General features: G+C 70.5%; 11 protein-coding genes and 1 tRNA gene. 10 read left to right on the forward strand and 2 right to left on the reverse strand.

The annotated features are described in order from the left end of the window. The first annotated feature begins 44 nt into the window (after positions 1-44). The 6 genes from MMF94_RS13480 to MMF94_RS13505 all read left to right on the forward strand — a co-directional run bounded on the left by MMF94_RS13480 (position 45) and on the right by MMF94_RS13505 (position 9,487). Positions 45-2,474: a penicillin-binding protein gene (locus tag MMF94_RS13480; protein WP_241036716.1), complete on the forward strand. Its 2,430-nt coding sequence runs from the start codon at positions 45-47 to the stop codon at positions 2,472-2,474. Between the two features lie 93 nt (positions 2,475-2,567). After that, positions 2,568-2,891, forward strand: coding sequence for a hypothetical protein (locus MMF94_RS13485; RefSeq protein WP_241036717.1), 324 nt, complete (start codon positions 2,568-2,570; stop codon positions 2,889-2,891). Between the two features lie 247 nt (positions 2,892-3,138). Further along, positions 3,139-5,124 (forward strand): bifunctional MFS transporter/dTMP kinase, encoded by a 1,986-nt coding sequence (locus tag MMF94_RS13490; RefSeq protein WP_241036718.1) that lies wholly within the window; start codon positions 3,139-3,141, stop codon positions 5,122-5,124. 10 nt (positions 5,125-5,134) lie between these two features. Continuing rightward, positions 5,135-6,286 (forward strand): DNA polymerase III subunit delta', encoded by a 1,152-nt coding sequence (locus MMF94_RS13495; protein ID WP_241036719.1) that lies wholly within the window; start codon positions 5,135-5,137, stop codon positions 6,284-6,286. Between the two features lie 34 nt (positions 6,287-6,320). Beyond that, the gene (locus MMF94_RS13500) at positions 6,321-9,131 is read left to right on the forward strand and encodes an ATP-binding protein (RefSeq protein ID WP_241036720.1); all 2,811 of its coding nucleotides are present in this window, start codon (positions 6,321-6,323) and stop codon (positions 9,129-9,131) included. 122 nt (positions 9,132-9,253) lie between these two features. Continuing rightward, positions 9,254-9,487, forward strand: coding sequence for a hypothetical protein (locus MMF94_RS13505; protein ID WP_241036721.1), 234 nt, complete (start codon positions 9,254-9,256; stop codon positions 9,485-9,487). A gap of 22 nt (positions 9,488-9,509) precedes the next feature. Here MMF94_RS13505 and MMF94_RS13510 read toward each other — a convergent pair whose 3' ends face one another. Continuing rightward, the gene (locus MMF94_RS13510) at positions 9,510-10,238 is read right to left on the reverse strand and encodes a class I SAM-dependent methyltransferase (protein ID WP_241036722.1); all 729 of its coding nucleotides are present in this window, start codon (positions 10,236-10,238) and stop codon (positions 9,510-9,512) included. Positions 10,239-10,371: 133 nt separating this feature from the next. Between MMF94_RS13510 and MMF94_RS13515 the strand changes: the two genes are divergently transcribed. The 4 genes from MMF94_RS13515 (at position 10,372) to MMF94_RS13530 (ending at position 13,065) form a co-directional block, all read left to right on the forward strand. Beyond that, positions 10,372-10,448 (forward strand) — tRNA-Thr (locus tag MMF94_RS13515). A 371-nt stretch (positions 10,449-10,819) separates the two neighbouring features. After that, entirely contained in the window at positions 10,820-11,551 is a 732-nt protein-coding gene (locus MMF94_RS13520) for an IPT/TIG domain-containing protein (protein ID WP_241036723.1), read from the forward strand. A 145-nt stretch (positions 11,552-11,696) separates the two neighbouring features. Further along, on the forward strand, positions 11,697-12,485 hold the full coding sequence (locus MMF94_RS13525; RefSeq protein WP_241036724.1) for a bestrophin-like domain: 789 nt from the start codon (positions 11,697-11,699) through the stop codon (positions 12,483-12,485). Between the two features lie 13 nt (positions 12,486-12,498). After that, complete coding sequence (locus tag MMF94_RS13530) at positions 12,499-13,065, forward strand: putative immunity protein (RefSeq protein WP_241036725.1); 567 nt, start codon at positions 12,499-12,501, stop codon at positions 13,063-13,065. 105 nt (positions 13,066-13,170) lie between these two features. Here MMF94_RS13530 and MMF94_RS13535 read toward each other — a convergent pair whose 3' ends face one another. Then, complete coding sequence (locus MMF94_RS13535; protein WP_241036726.1) at positions 13,171-15,201, reverse strand: esterase-like activity of phytase family protein; 2,031 nt, start codon at positions 15,199-15,201, stop codon at positions 13,171-13,173. Positions 15,202-15,478: the final 277 nt, after the last annotated feature.

The following is a 15,478-nucleotide window of genomic DNA, read 5'->3' on the forward strand; positions in this document are numbered from 1 at the left end:
GACCTGACGGTAGGACGACACTCTCCCGCGTACCCTCATTGCCCGTGAGCCCCCGGCATCCGCTCCTGCGGCCCGCAGCCATGTTGCTCGGACTCTGCGTGCTCGCGGGGCTGGTCGTGGCGGGCATGGCGTTCCCACTCGCCGCCGGGATCGGGGTCACGTCGAGCGACGTGGGAGACAGCGTCAACACGGTCTCCACCGACCTGGTCGACCAGCCCCTGCCGCAGACCACCACGGTCACCGACTCGGCGGGCGTACCCATCGCCCGGTTCTTCGAGCAGAACCAGAACCGGCAAGCCGTGAAGGCCGAGGAGATCTCGCCCGCCATGAAGGCGGCGATCGTCGCGATCGAGGACCGGCGCTTCTACCAGCACCAGGGCGTGGACTGGCAGGGCACGATGCGCGCCCTCATCGCGAACTCCGCCTCCGGCGACGTCGTGCAGGGCGCGTCCACGCTCACGCAGCAGTACGTGAAGAACTACATGCTCTACGTCGAGGCCGAGACCGAGACCGAGCGGCTCAAGGCCACGGAGCAGACCCCGGCCCGCAAGCTCAAGGAAGCGCAGATCGCGCTGCAGATGGAGCGGGCGCTGAGCAAGGAGGAGATCCTCACCCGTTACCTGAACATCGTCTCGTTCGGCAACGGAGCCTCGGGGATCGCCTCGGCCGCGCGCACGTATTTCGACACCACTCCCGACAAGCTCACCGTGCCGCAGGCGGCGCTGCTCGCGGGCATGGTGAACAGCACCACCGCGTTCGACCCGGTCAGCAAGCCTGCGGCGGCGCTCGAACGCCGCAACATCGTCATCCAGCAGATGCGTGACCAGCAGATGATCGACCAGACGCAGATGCAGGCAGCGCTCGCCGCGCCGCTCGGCGTGGTCACTCCGTTGATCACCCAGCCCAACGGCTGCATCGGGGCCGGTGACGCCGGGTTCTTCTGCAAGTACGTGGCCGAGTACCTCACCGAGGCCGGCTTCTCCCAGGAACAGCTCAACCGCGGCGGCTACACGATCAAGAGCACTCTCGACCGCAATGTGCTGGAGAAGGTGAAGGCGTCCCTCGTCGCGGAGGTTCCGCCACAGCAGGCCAACGTCGCCAACGTCATGTCGGTGGTGCAGCCGGGGCAGGACAAGCACCGCGTGCTCGGCATGGCGTCGAGTCGCACGTTCGGCCTGGACGCCGAGGCGGAGGAGACGAGCTACGGGCTGCCCTACGAGCCGGTCAACCTCGGTGCCGGGTCGACCTACAAGATCTTCACCGCTTCCACGGCCCTGGAGAAGGGGCTGGGCATCAACTACCAGCTCGCCGTGCCGCCGAGCGGGTACGCGTCGCCGATCTACGTCGACGGCAACGGGCGCCCGCTCCCCGTGCAGAACGCGAGCAGCGGGCTCCCGGAGCGCCTGTCGCTCACCGACGCCCTCGCTCTCTCCCCCAACACGGCGTTCATCAAGCTGGAGGAGTTCACCGGGGTGCCCGACGTCGTCGACATGGCGGTGCGGCTGGGCATGCGCTCGCTGGCCACCACGCCGTTCGTCGACCCGTCCACCGGACGTCCCACCGACCGCTCGATCGCCGAGGTCACCAAGGCGCAGAAGCAGGCGTCGTTCACGCTCGGGGTGAGCCCGACGAGCGTGCTGGAGCTGTCCAATGTGGGCGCCACCCTCGCCAGCGGCGGCATGTGGTGCCCGCCCAGCCCGATCGAGTCCATCACCGACCAGGCCGGCAACCCCGTGCCCCTCACCGAGGCGCCCTGCCAGCAGGTCGTCGACCCGGGTCTGGCCAACGCGATGATGACCGCGCTGAGCCACGACGACCTCAACGGCACGTCGGCGGGCGCCGCGCGTCAGGTCGGGTGGAACCGCCCGATGGCGGGCAAGACCGGCACCACGCAGCAGCACAAGTCGGCGGCGTTCGTCGGCGTCGTCCCGCAGATGTCGGGCGCGGTCATCACGTTCGACAACTCCAACTCGCCCCGGCCGCTCTGTGACGGCGCGGGTTCGCCGTTCGCCTGCCGCAGCGGCAACATCTTCGGTGGCAAGACCCCGGCCGAGACGTGGTTCGGTGCGATGTCACCCCTGCTCCAGGGCCAGCCCGTGATCCCGTTGCCACCCGTGGAGCAGCGGTACCTGGAGGGTGGCGCGGAGTCCCGCGTCCCCGACGTCGTGGGCCGTAGCCAGAACGACGCTCGCGGCGCGCTGGAGCGGGCAGGCTGGACCGTCTCGACGCGCACGGTCGACAACGCGGCGGCGCGCGGCACGGTGGTCGGGCAGAGCCCGCGCGGCACCGCCCTTCCCGGCGAGACCATCGTGCTGAGCGTCAGCAGCGGAACCGTGCCGCCACCGCCCGCCGCCCCGGGCGGTCCGCCACAGGCGGGACAGCCTCAGGGCGGCGCCCAGCCACCGGCCGACGAGGGGGGCGACGGCGGTGACGACGGGGGCGACGGTGACGGCGGTGACGGCGACGGCGGCTGATCGGGTGGCGTGCTGGCCCGACCGAGTGGTCGCCGGCCAGCGGCGTGCCGGGCGCGAGGTCATTTCCTGGTCACGGGCCTAACATCCGCCACCATGACGGCGGAGGCAGGTGACGAGCAGGTCCACCCGCGCGGCCCCGGCACAGGCTCGTCCGTTCCGAGCCCTGGCGGTCGGGCCGTTCCGGCCTCGCCGCACGGCGCAGGCGCGCCGCGTGGCCCAGCGCAGCCCGGTCGTCCACCCGGGACGGCCGGGACGAACAAGCCCGAGGCCCGCCCGCCCGTCGTCGACGAGTTGGCCGTGCTGGGGTTCTCCCGGCACCTGCGGAGCCGGATCGGCACGCGCCTGTTCACGTGGTTCTTCGTTCTGGTGTTCGCGCTGATCATCGTCCAGCTGATCTCGTCCTTGCTCGATCCGTAGCTCCGGGCTGCGAGCGGCACCGCCTGCGTGAGCGCTGAGAAGGTGCTGTGAGTGGCGTGCCCGGATGCGGGCCGCATCGGTCAACCGGGCTACCCTGGGCGATCGACGGCGGTCCCCGGTTCCGCCCAGGCCGGCCCCGGTGGGCGGCCTCCCGGCGAGGAGGTGAGGAGCGATCGCCCCCGAGTCTGCTCCGCCAGAAGCACCCATGCAGGCGTTGTCGCCGCCCACCTCACACCGTGTGCGCAGTGTGCTGGCGATCCCAGCGTTCCGCCGGTTGTGGCTGGTCACGTCCGTCGCGGCCACGTGCGACTGGCTGAGCCTGCTGGCGCTGTCCGCGCTGGCCACCCAGCTCACGAGCGGCTACCAGGCGCAGAGCTTCGCCCTGGGTGGCGTGGTGGCCACGAAGCTGCTGCCGGCGCTGGTGCTCGGGCCGCTGGCGGGCGCACTCGCCGACAAGTTCGACCGGCGCGTCGTCATGGTCGTCTGCGACCTGCTCCGGTTCGGGCTCTTCGTCTCGATCTTCCTCATCGGCTCGCTGTGGTGGCTGTTCGCCGCCACGTTCCTCATCGAGATCTGCGCGCTGTTCTGGATTCCCTCGAAGGACGCCTCGGTCCCCAACCTGCTCCGGCGCCCCGACCAGGTCGAAACGGCCAACCAGCTCGCTCTCGTCATGACCTACGGCGTCGCGGTGATCACGGCGTCCGGCTTGTTCTCCGTGCTCTCGAGCATCGGCCGGGTGCTGGGCACCTCGGCGCTCTCGATGGTGTTCGTGGCGCTGGTCCTGAGCGGGGTCGCCTACCTGATCATCGCGCTCACGGTCTGGTTCCGCATTCCCGAGATATCCGGCCGGGCCACCTCCCGCCGGGAGGTCGCGCCCGGCGTGCTCGCCATGATGCGCGACGGGGCCACGTTCGTCGTGCGTACGCCGATGATCCGGGGGCTGGTCGTCGGCATCGTCGGTGCGTTCGCGGCCGGTGGCACCGTGGTCGGCTCGGCCACGCTCTACGCCGCGAGCCTCGGCGGCGGCAACGCGGCCTACGGCGTGCTGTTCGCCGCCGTGTTCATCGGGCTGGCGATCGGGATGGGCGCAGCGCCGCAGATGGCTCGCCGCCTGCCGCACAACCGGCTGTTCGGGGCCGCGATCGTGGCCGCCGGGCTGGCGCTCGTGCTGGTGGCCCTCGCCCCGCACCTGTTCGTGGCGATCGTGGCGGTCATGCTCGTCGGTGGATTCGCCGGCATCGCGTTCCTCACCGGGCTCACGATCATCGGCTCCCAGGTGGCCGACGAGGTGCGCGGCCGGATCGTGGCGTTCGTGCAGTCGATCGTCCGCCTGACGCTGCTCGGGTCGATGGCGGTGGTGCCGCTGTTCGTCGGCCTGGTCAGCGCCCGGCGCGTCGAGGTGCTCGGCTATCCCTTTCTCATCGACGGCACCCGGATCGTCATGCTGGCCGGAGGCCTCGTGGCCGCGGGCGTCGGGATGCTCGCCTACCGGCAGATGGACGACCGGCGCACCGAGCCCATGCTCCCCGATCTGCTCGCCGCTCTCCGCCGAGGTCATCCCCGGTCCGGGTCCGGCATGCTGATCGCTGTCGAGGGCGCTCCCGCGGAAGCCACCACCGAGCAGGCCGCACGCCTGGCCGCGCGGCTGCGGCAGGAAGGGCACGTCGTCGTCGCGATCGACGACGGCGAGCGCGACCGCGAGCGCTGGGCTGCCGCCACCCGGGAGGCGGCGCTGTCAGGTGTGCGGGCGAAGGCGCTCGCCGCCGCGGCCGTGCGGGCCGACCAGGTCGAGCGGGTCATCCGGCCGGCCCTGGAGAGCGGCGCCGTCGTGATCGTCGACCGCTTCCTGATGAGTCCGCTCGTGCAGTTCGGCGTGGCGGCCGACCGGGCCGAGGCCGAGCTCGACCCCGGCGAGCTGGAGAACCTGGCCGCGTGGGCCACCGGCAGGCTCCGAGCCGACGTGTCGGTGCTGCTCGACCGGGCCCCCACCGAGCCTGACTCGCCGGTGCGCGGCATCTCCGGTGAGGAGCACCTGCGCGTGCAGCGGCTGCTCACCGGGCTGGCGGCCGCCGAGCCGCATCGCTACGTCGTCGTCGACGCCGACGGATCGTCCGACGAGGTGGCCGATCGCGTCCACAGTGGCATTCGGCCGTTCCTGCCACGGCGGCCCGCAGCCCCCACCATCGACGACGCGGTGGCGGAGACTCCCGCCCCGGCTCCCACCGCGCCATAAGCTGGACGCCATGACGGTGTGGGACGAGGTGGTCGGTCAGCCGTCGGCCGTCGCCGAGCTGAGCGCCGCCGCCGAGAACCCTGCCGCGATGACCCATGCGTGGCTGTTCACCGGCCCGCCCGGCTCCGGACGTTCGGTGGCGGCCCGGGCCTTCGCGGCCGCTCTGCAGTGCCCGTTCCACGGGTGTGGCCAGTGCCCGTCCTGCCACACGGTCATGGCGAGCACCCATTCCGACGTGCGGGAGGTCGTCCCCGAGGGGTTGTCGATCTCGGTGCGGTCGGTACGGCAGCTCGTGCAGTCCGCCGCTCGTCGTCCCGTCAGCGGGCGCTACCAGATCCTGATCATCACCGACGCCGACCGGCTCACCGAGAACGCGGCCAACGCTCTCCTCAAGTCCATCGAGGAGCCACCCGACCAGACGATCTTCCTGCTGTGCGCGCCGTCCGACCATCCGGAGGACGTGCCGATCACCATCCGCTCGCGCTGCCGGCCGGTGCCGCTGCACACCCCGTCACCCGAAGCCATCGCCGACGTGCTGGCGCGCCGCGACGGGATCGACCCGGAGACCGCCACCTGGGCCGCGTCGGTGGCGGGTGGCCACGTCGGCCGGGCCCGGCGGCTCGCCCGCGACGCCGAGGCGCGCACCTACCGCGAGACGGTGCTGTCGCTGCCGCTGCGGATCCGTGGGCTGGGCGACGCGTTCGCCCACGCAGGCGATCTGGTGCGCAACGCCAAGGCCGAGGCCACGGAGCTCAGCGAGTCCCGGGACGCCGCGGAGCGGGAGGAGTTGGCCGTCGCCATGGGCGCCGGCGGCGTCGGCAAGGGGGTCGCCGCCGCCGCGCGCGGGGCGAAGGCGGCCGAGCGGGATCTGGAGCGTCAGCAGAAGTCGCGCAACACCCGCAACCAGCGCGACGCGATCGATCGCGCGCTGATCGACCTGGCCGGCTTCTTCCGCGACACGCTCGTGGCCGGTAGCGGCGCGCAGGTCGCCTTGACCAACCCCGACCGCGACGCCGAGATCCGCCGGGCGGCAAGCCAGTGGTCACCCGAGTCGGTGCTGCGCAGGCTGGAGGCCGTGCTGGCGTGCCGCACCGCGCTCGACCAGAACGTCAAGCCGGAGATCGCCGTCGAGGCGATGATGACCGCCTTGCAGCGGGGCTGATCCACACCTCGCGCGGCCGGGCAGAATCTCTCGCGTGAAGCAGGAAGGGATGGCCGAGGCGTCCGTCTCTGCTCGCGAGGCCGAGGTGCTCGCCGCGGTCGGAGAGCACCTCACCAACGCCGAGATCGCCGCCCGCCTGTTCATCTCGATCCGCACCGTCGAGAGCCACGTGTCGTCCCTGCTGCGCAAGTTCGGGGTCAGCGACCGGCGCGCGCTGTCGTTGCTCGCCGCGGAGAGGTCCCGCGATCCCGTGCCGCCGTCCGGACCCGCGTCCCGGCGGGTCACCCCGTTGCCCTCGCCGCTCACGTCGTTCGTCGGCCGGAAGAGCGAGCGGGCCGAGCTCGCGGCAGCGCTCGACGGGCCGCGGCTGGTCACCGCTGTCGGGCCCGGCGGGGTCGGGAAGACGCGGCTCGCGCTGGCCGTGGCCGCCGATGTGAGCGAGCGGTTCGCCGACGGGGTGTGGTACGCCGACCTGGTCCCGGTGACCGACTCCCCCATGGTTGCGTCGGTCGTCGCCGGGGCGATCGGGCTCGGTGAGCAGCAGGGACGCTCGGTGCGGGACACGGTGCTCGCGTGGGCGGCGGACCGGCAGGCCTTGTTCGTGCTGGACAACTGCGAGCACCTGGTGGACGGGGTCGCGCTGTTCGTGGAGGAGCTGCTGGCGCGCAGCCCCGGGCTCGTGGTGCTGGCCACGAGCCGGGCGCGGCTGTTGCTGCCGTTCGAGCGCGTCTTCCCGGTGGCCGGGATGTCCGTCCGGGCCGGGGACGATGCCGAGGGTGGCGACGCGACCACGCTCTTCGAGGAACGGGCGACCGCCGCGGGCTTCCCGATCACCGCCGCCGACAGGAGCGGGATCGTGCGGATCTGCCGCAGCCTCGACGGCGTGCCGCTGGCGATCGAGCTGGCGGCGGCCCGGCTGCCCTCGCTGGGCGTGGACGGGCTCGAAGCAGGTCTGGCCGACCGGCTGCAGCTGCTGACGGGCGGACGCCGCGTCGACAGCAGACACAGTTCCCTGCGGTCGATGTTGGACTGGAGCTACGCGCTGCTCGACGAACAGACGCAGGCGGTGCTGCGCCGGGTGGCCGTCTTCGCCGGGGCGTTCCGCGCGGAGGACGCTGCGGCGGTGGCGGGATGGCCTCCTGTGGCCGCCCGCGAGATCGGCGTGCATCTCGCCGTGCTCGCCGACCACAGCCTGCTGGTGCCGACGACCCTGACCGACGGCACGCGCTACCGGGCGCTGGAGGCCGTGCGCCAGTACGGCGCCGAGCTTCTCGAGGACACCGGGGAGCTCGTCGAGACCCGGACGCGACATCTGGGGTGGTCGCAGGACGCGGGCAGGGCCCTGCTGGCCGTCGCCGACGTCGACAGCGTCGGGTGGCGCACGAGCTTCGACCGGCTCGGTGACGAGCTGAGATCGGCTCTCGCCTGGTCGGCGCCCCGACCGGAACACCGACGGGTCGCCTACGAGGGGAAGCGGCTGCTCGCGGCCCTGTGCTATCGCCGCGGCCTGCCGGGCGAGTCGCAGTGGCGCTACGAGCAGGCGGCCGGGTTGGCCCCGGACGACCGGCACGCCGCCGTCGAGCTGCACATGGCCGCGGGTGCGGCGGAGGCACACCTGGCGGGGGACGACGCCGTCCGGTTACGCCGCGCCGCGGCGGCCGCCGCTCTGCGCGCGGGTGAGCCCGAGCGGGCAGGGCGGGATCTGGCGCAGGCGGCCGAGCTGATGAACCGGGGTCCGGGGGCCATGTCACGTCCACCGCAGCCGGATGTGGCGCGGGCTCTACTGGACGAGGCCCGCGGTTACGTCCGCGAGGACCTCGTCTCGCAGGCCCGGCTCGCCACGGCCGAGGCGTTCGCGGTGCCGGAGACCGATGTGCAGGCTCCGCGCGGAGCCGACCGCGCGCTGGAGCTCGCCAGGCGATCCGGTGATCGGCTGGCGGAGAGCGCGGCGCTGGACCGGCTCACCACCGTGCAGCTCGCCAGGGGCGACGGGCGTGCGGCGTTGGCGAGCGCGTTGCGGCGCATCGATCTACTGGCCCCGGTGGAGCTCGACGCCGGTGCGGGCTTCGAGCTGCCCGACGCGCACATCATGGCGGTCGAGTCGGCGATCGCGGCCGGTGATCTGCGCGAAGCGAAGCGGATCGCCGAGCGTGTCCGGGACCTTCCCCTGCACCGCGAGGTCGGCCACGTCGCGGTTGCGCGGCTGATGATCGTGGGCGCGCTGGACGGTGACTGGGACAGCGTCGTGGCGGCGGGCGCGCGCTTCCGTGAGGGCTGGGAGCGAGCCGGGCGACCGCGCGTCCCCACGCTCCGCCGCGCCGTCCAGGCCGTGGCCACGGTGCACGGTCTGCGCGGTGAGGCCGACGACCGCGCCGCGTGGATGGGGATCTTCAGCGCCCTCGAGCCCCGGGATCGGCCGGAGCACGACAAGAACCCCCGCGCGTTCTTCGATGCTCTTCTGCTGCTCCACCTCGACCAGCCCGACCGGGCACTGCACGTGCTCACCGCCTCGCCGGACGAGATCCAGGGCTGGTACCAGGCCATCTGGCGCCCCTGGTACGTGGCTCTGTGGGTGGAAGCGGCGGTGCTCGCCGACATGCCGGACGCGGCCGAGCGGATGCTGAGAGCCCGCCCGTTCATCGCCGACAACCCGGTTGCGGCCGCGCTCGTCGACCGCGCCGCCGCGCTCGGCACGGGCGATCGCGGCGGTGTGCTCGCTGCCGGCCGCGCCCTGGACGCCGCCGGGTGCCGGTACCAGTGGGCGCGCAGCCTCGCCCTCGCCGGTGGTGCCGACCGCGAACGGGGAGTGTCGGCGCTGCGCGCCATGGGCGCGACGACCGTCTGACGACCCTACGTACGGAACGGCACGGACCAGGACATCCGTGTCCGTTCCGTACCGGACACGGATGTTCGGGCGCCTCTGGAAGCCGATGGTGGGACTCGTCAACCAGCACCGGAACCGAGGACGTGACCACAGTGCTTTCCCAGAGCTTCGCCGCCGCAGAGATCGCGAACGACCGCCGACGTGTCCTGCTCGCCGAGGCCGAGGCGCACCGGCTCGCCCGTGTGGCCGCGCGATCGCACACCTCACGGAGGGGCCGCCTGCTCCGGCTCGCGAGCGTGTCGGCCCTCATCCGACGTGGACGGTCGAGCGGCGCCGCGCGTAGCGGGGTCGTGTCTGGTGGAGCCGTCGTCGAGTAGCCCGGCTACGACGCGCCTGTGGTCACCCTCCTGCCGGCAGGGACGGCATCGTGAAGAAGATCATCGGGTTGTCGCCCGCCCCGCGGATCGGTGCGAGCCCGAGCTCGTCGCGCAACGCGTTGAGGGCCTTGTAGTCGGCGCGCGACCTGGCCCGGGACGGGGTGAAGAACGGAACGTCCTTCTCACCCAGCCAGCGCACCACGACCTTACCCTCGTGCATCGGGAGCGTGGTGCGGAAGTGGAAGACGTCGTGGACGCTCACCGGGATGCCGGCCGGCACGCGGGGGAACAGGTTGTCGAGGTACCACCGCGCGAAGCTGCCGTTGTGGGCGGCGTCGACGAACAGGTAGCCCGTGTCGGCGGGCACCCGGGCGAGGGTCTCCTTGATGTCGCCCTTCACGAACGTCCACCGGCCCTCGGCAAGGTCCGCAGGCACGTTGCGCACCACGTTGTCGATGATGTCGAAGCTGTGCAGGTGCCCCGACCCGTTGTCCCGCAGGGCGCTGAGGATCCACGTGGTCGACCACCCGTGGAACGTCCCTAGCTCCATCACGGATGCGGGCCGGGTGGCGCGCAGCAACAGGTAGGTGATCTCCGCTTCCAGGTCGTCGAGCTGCGGCGTCATGGTCGCCTTCATCGAATCGGCGTACTCCCGCTGAGCCTTCCCGACCGCGGCGAGCTCGCCTGCGAACTCTTTGTAGAGCTCGAAGATGTACCCCAGGTCGATCAACCTCAACTGACGGTCCTCCATGTGGATCTCTCCTGCCGCAGAACGAGCGGCCACTCTATCGAGTGACCGGCGATCTGCTGGACAGGGCGATCAGCGGGGGGACCGTGGTCGCAGGGCATCCGGAGGCGGTCGCTACACTGGCTGCGCACCATCGGCCGCCTTAGCTCAGTCGGTTAGAGCGACGCACTCGTAATGCGTAGGTCTGGGGTTCGACTCCCCAAGGCGGCTCCACATTCCACTTGTTCGGCGGGTAGCAGCTCGTCTGCTCACTCGTCCCTTTGCGGCGCTTCCCATTCGGGCAGTTCGAGGGCGCCCGTGGGCTCTGCTGCGTCCGCGGCCCGAAGGCCCCATCGTCGCCATTGCGGGGCAGCTCGGCTGAGGCGTGCACAAGATCCTGTCGCTCGACGACGGCCGAAGGAGTTCGTCATCAGTACCCGAAATGCACTCGTTTGGGTGATTTCACGCTATGAAGCTTGCCGCACCTTGCCACCGCTGCGTCACTGAGCGACAGCATTCCGTCACCACTTCCGGTCACATCGACGGCGGTAGGTGCCCGGAGGAAGCGCCAGCGGCCGCCGCTGTCACGCGACGGGGAGGAAGACATGGCGATCAGTCCCGATCAGGGTTCCGCCGGCGGGGGTGACGCGGCGACCATCACCGGCACGAACCTCGGCGGCGCGATCGCGGTGCGCTTCGATGGCAGGCCGGCCGTCATCACGGCCAACACGCCCACGTCGGTGTCGGTCGTCACGCCCTCGGGGACGGGCGTCGCGGACGTCACCGTCACCACGGGCGGGGGAACCAGCAGCCCGCAGCGGTTCTTCTACCTCCCGCCGCCGGTCGTCCTGTCCGTGTCACCCGCGTCCGGGCCACTCGTGGGGGGAACCACCCTCACCATCACCGGGCGCAATCTGTCCACGGCCACGTCGGTCGCCTTCGACGCGAGCACCGCTACCCCCACCGTCGTCTCGGACAGGCAGATCACGGTGGTCGCCTCGGCGGGGGCGGCAGGTGTCGCATCCCTCGTGATCACCACCCGCGGAGGGGCGTACTCGGGCGCGTCCTTCACCTACGCCGCCCCGCCGACCGCCACCAGCTTCACGCCGACGACGAGCGTCCTGGCCGGCGGAGTCCTGGTGAGCATCACGGGCACCAATCTTGCGACGACCACCGGCGTGACGTTCGGCGGCACGCCGACCACCTTCGCCGTGCTGTCCCCCACACAGGTCGCCGCTATCGCCCCCACCCGCGGAATTGCGGGTGCGGTCCAGGTCGCCCTGACGACGACGGGCGGCAGCGCGACCGCACCCGGCACCTTCCTGTACATCCTGTGACGGGCCGTCGGACGGCGGCCGGCTGAGGCCCCGCTCGGACCCCGATCCGCCACCCACTCGTCTACCGGTGCTTCCGGGCCGGTCAGTAGCCCGCCATTGTGGACTCTCGCCTAGCAGGAGTCAGCGATGCGGGGAGTGTGAGGCCGTGAGCCGCTGGATCGTGAGCAACGTCCCGTCCGTGTTGCTCCTGGCCGCGCTCGTGGTCGTCGTCGCCGCCGGGACGGTAGCCGTACTGGCGTACGTCCGGCATCGTTTCCCCGGACTCGCGCAAGGCGGGCACAACGACGTTGCGAAGGTCGGCTTCTCCGTTGTCGGGCCTGTTTACGGATTCATGATCGGTTTCATCGTTGTTGTGCTGTGGGGCCAGGTCAATGCGGCGGACGAGGTGGCGCGAACCGAGGGGGCCTCGGCCGTACAGATGGCCAGGGATCTCAGGTATTTCGAAGCGGCCGACAGTGACCGCATCCGCCAAAGCCTGCTGGAGTACGAACGTGCGGCAGTAGCCGAGTGGTCCCGAGCCGCGAGCGGTCACAGCGCGCCGGAGGCGGAGAGCGCACTGGCGCGCCTGTACGCCGCGTACGAAAGCGTCCAACCGCGCGACGACCGGCAACGGGCCGTCCTCGCCAACTCGCTGGCTTCACTGGATCAGCTGAGCCTGTCGCGCACGGAACGACTGGTTATGGCGGTGACGAATGCCGGCCCATCGTGGTCCTTGTGGCTGGTGATCTTCCTGCTCAGCGGGTTGGTGCTCGGGTTCGCCGTCATCTACGGCGAGACGCGGGCCCGCACGCACTATGCGATGGTCGCCGCGGTCAGCGTGCTCGTTGCCGTCAACCTGTTCCTCGTCACGGAGTTGGCCCATCCATTCCTCGGCGAGCTGGGCACGTCATCCGAGGCGCTGCGCGAGGCGATCAACTACCTGGGACCCCAGTAGCTCACGCTGACATGTGGCCGATGAAGTGGTCGAACGCCGGCTGCGCACGACGGGCGCCGGTGATCACCGCGGTCGTATCGTCGCCGCGGTGAAGAAGTACTCCGTGGACGATCAGCGCATCATGGCTTCCTGGGCGGCCGACTGTGCAGAGCGCGTACTCCCGCACTTCGAGCGAGCGCATCCAACCGACAGGCGCCCACGTGACGCGATCGGCGCCTGTCGCAGGTGGGTTGACACCGGCGTTTTCAGCATGGCCGCTATCCGCGGTGCCTCTCTGGCCGCTCACGCCGCGGCACGTTCGGCGACAGGGGACGACCCGGCGTGCTTCGCCGCCCGCGCCGCAGGTCAAGCCGTGGCGACCGCGCACGTACCGCAACACGCCTTCGGCGGCTCCTACTACGCCCTGAAGGCACTAGCCGCAGCGAATCCGCAGGATGCCGAGGCTGCTGTGCGCGATGAACACGAGTGGCAGATGAACAGGCTTCCCGAGATGCTCGGGCAAGAGGCGCGTAAGCGTGTGGTCATCGAAATGCGCAGGACTCGCGTCTTCGTGACGGTCAAGAAGGACGAGGATTTCTAGCCCGGCTCGTGCTGAGGCGCAGCCTGGTCATCTCCGGACGCCACCGTCGACGCTGCCCGCATGAACAGTCGCAGCCGCCATCGGGCGTTTGTCGACCTCGGATGGCTAGCCGACGTTGATCGTCGCGGTGGCCGTGCTGGTCGCCGCCGTGCTGCCGGTCAGCTTCGTCATGTCGATGCGCAGGAACTCGCCGTTGTCCTGCTGGCCGGTCGCAGGGCTGACCTTCATCTCGAGGGCGTACGGCGGATTCGGCGTCGCGTCGGAGACATCGGAGATGCCGAAGTCGCTGTCGTTGCTGATGATCAGCGTCTTGCCGCCGTCCAGCGTGGCGACGCCCTCCACCTTGTCGTGGGAGAAGAAGCGGCTGTAACCGTCGACAGGGTTCGGATCCAGCGACGCCAGCAGGCCGTCCACGTCGAGGTACTGCGACTCGGCGACGGGCTTGATCCCGGCGCTCTGGTAGGCACTCAGCGCGTCCGCAGTGGTCAGCGGGTCCCCGTCGGACGAGAGCGAGAGCGCCTCGATCGTCTTGCCGCCGACGAGCAGGCCTTTCGCCGGGTCGTAGGTCGCACCAGGCACGCGCGCCGACGGGCCGACGTCGGTCGCGCCGTTCAGGTCGATCTTCCAGAGTCGCTTGTAGCCGTCTGCTTTCGGGAACTTGGAGTCGCGCTCGTCGACGAGGAACGTCGTGTCCGACAGCGCGGTGATCTCGCTGTTGGCCGTGCCGTTCGAGTCCGGATCGTGCAGCAGATAGAGGTACTCGTGGAGTGCATGCGTCTGCAGGTCGTAGGTGACGATCCGCGTCGGCGCGATCTTCGTCGCGTCCTCTCCGTCCAGGTCGGACTGCTGGAGCCCGGACTGCATCAGGCCGACGAGGGTCTTGCCGTCCGGCGTGACGGTCAGGCCCTCCATCCCGCGGTTCGGCACGCGGTTGAGCAGTTCCTTGGGGAGGGTTCCGTCTTTCGGCGAGAGGCGCTGGATCGTGCGGCCGTTTGCATCGAAGTGTGTGATGAACGGGCCGTACTCGTCCGAGATCCAGAACGTGCCGTCGGGTAGCGCGGCGATGCCCTCGGGGTCGTAGCCGTTCGGGTCGGGTGGGAGGACATGGCCGGCCAGGTCCTCGGTCGTCTCGCCCGTCGGGTTGTCGGTGTTGACCCGGCCCGAGTACGGATGGCCGGAGTGGTCGGTGAGCGGGATCTCGCGGATCAGCGTCGCCCGACCGTCCGAATCCAGCTTGAACTGGCCGATCGCCGGGTCGTAGTCGGGAATCGGCTCGATGGCGTCTCCGTTCTCAGCGGTGACGTTGGGGCCGCGATCCTCGAGCCCGTAAACCTCGTCGGGGTGGCCCGGCACCATCGTCACCGCGGAGCCGAACGAGCCTGCATTCAGCGCCACGTTGCCGTAGCTGCCCAGTGACGGGACGTTGTCGGAGTAGAGCGAGACGGCATTGCTCACCGTGTAGGTGAAGCTGTCGTGGCCGGTGAACCCGGCGGCGGGGACGTATCTGAACGAGCCATCGGGGTTGAGCTGCAGCGAGCCGTGCCGCGGTTGCGAGTGCACCAGCAGCTGAACGCTGCCGGCGGCGTCACCCGCCAGCAGCCCATGGGCGGCGTCGACAGCGAGCGCTCCGGTGGCCCCGGTCGAGTAGGTGGCGGCTTTCGCGACGGCTTTCGCGGGCTCGTCGGCTGCGTGGGCCTGGCCTGGCGTCAGCGGCCCGGCGAGGGCCGCGGCGGCTAGGACGAGGGTGGTGGCGGCGGCGCGCCGGGCGAGACGTCGGGGCGCGGTGGGGCGCGACGCTGGCATTGGGTCTCCTTGGCGGGGGCGAGCAACGCCGAAAACGTGTGGGCGCTTCGCGCGGGGAATGTGATCGGCCCGTTGCAGATATGTGATCTTCATGTGATGGGGAGCAGTCGGATCTGTTTTCGGATCTTTCGGCAAATCTACTAGATCGACAGTGTGCGGGCAATGCCCGTGGTAAACGGCGCAATGGTAGACGTGCTCTGGTTCCGCTAAGTGACCATCAACGATGGTTCCAAAATCCCGGTTGCTCACCAGGTGTGTTTCGAGTGATTTGCCCCGCGGTGCGCTTGTTGTTGGCAGGCTCTTCCCGATCGCTTCTCCGGCCTGACGGTTCACGGTAACCGCGTGTTCGAAGACCTTGCGATTCGATTACCACGGGTGCTGATCTTTTTCTCGCCTCTGTCGAGTGCGCACAGCATTGCGGCCGATCGTGGATCTTTCGAGTTTCCCCGGCAGCCACGGGCTCGCCTCGTCCACCCGCGCCCGTAACCCACTCCGGCCGGCGCGACACCCAGCTGAAGTCGCCGTCGGGCCAGGTCGGCACGGCGCCTGCCCCGGGGTGGACCACGTCGCACGCCACCAGACGGGCTGTGTCAGCCGATCAACGCCGGGC

It is taken from the genome of Pseudonocardia alaniniphila, assembly GCF_022524485.1.
GTDB lineage: Bacteria > Actinomycetota > Actinomycetes > Mycobacteriales > Pseudonocardiaceae > Pseudonocardia > Pseudonocardia alaniniphila.

What these genes read in the sequence shown, in the direction of transcription:
- MMF94_RS13485 (WP_241036717.1), top strand. Translation starts at nt 2,568, where the DNA reads ATGACGGCGGAGGCAGGTGACGAGCAGGTCCACCCGCGCGGCCCCGGC.
- MMF94_RS13495 (WP_241036719.1), top strand. Translation starts at nt 5,135, where the DNA reads ATGACGGTGTGGGACGAGGTGGTCGGTCAGCCGTCGGCCGTCGCCGAG.
- MMF94_RS13510 (WP_241036722.1), bottom strand. Translation starts at nt 10,238, where the DNA reads ATGGAGGACCGTCAGTTGAGGTTGATCGACCTGGGGTACATCTTCGAG.
- MMF94_RS13520 (WP_241036723.1), top strand. Translation starts at nt 10,820, where the DNA reads ATGGCGATCAGTCCCGATCAGGGTTCCGCCGGCGGGGGTGACGCGGCG.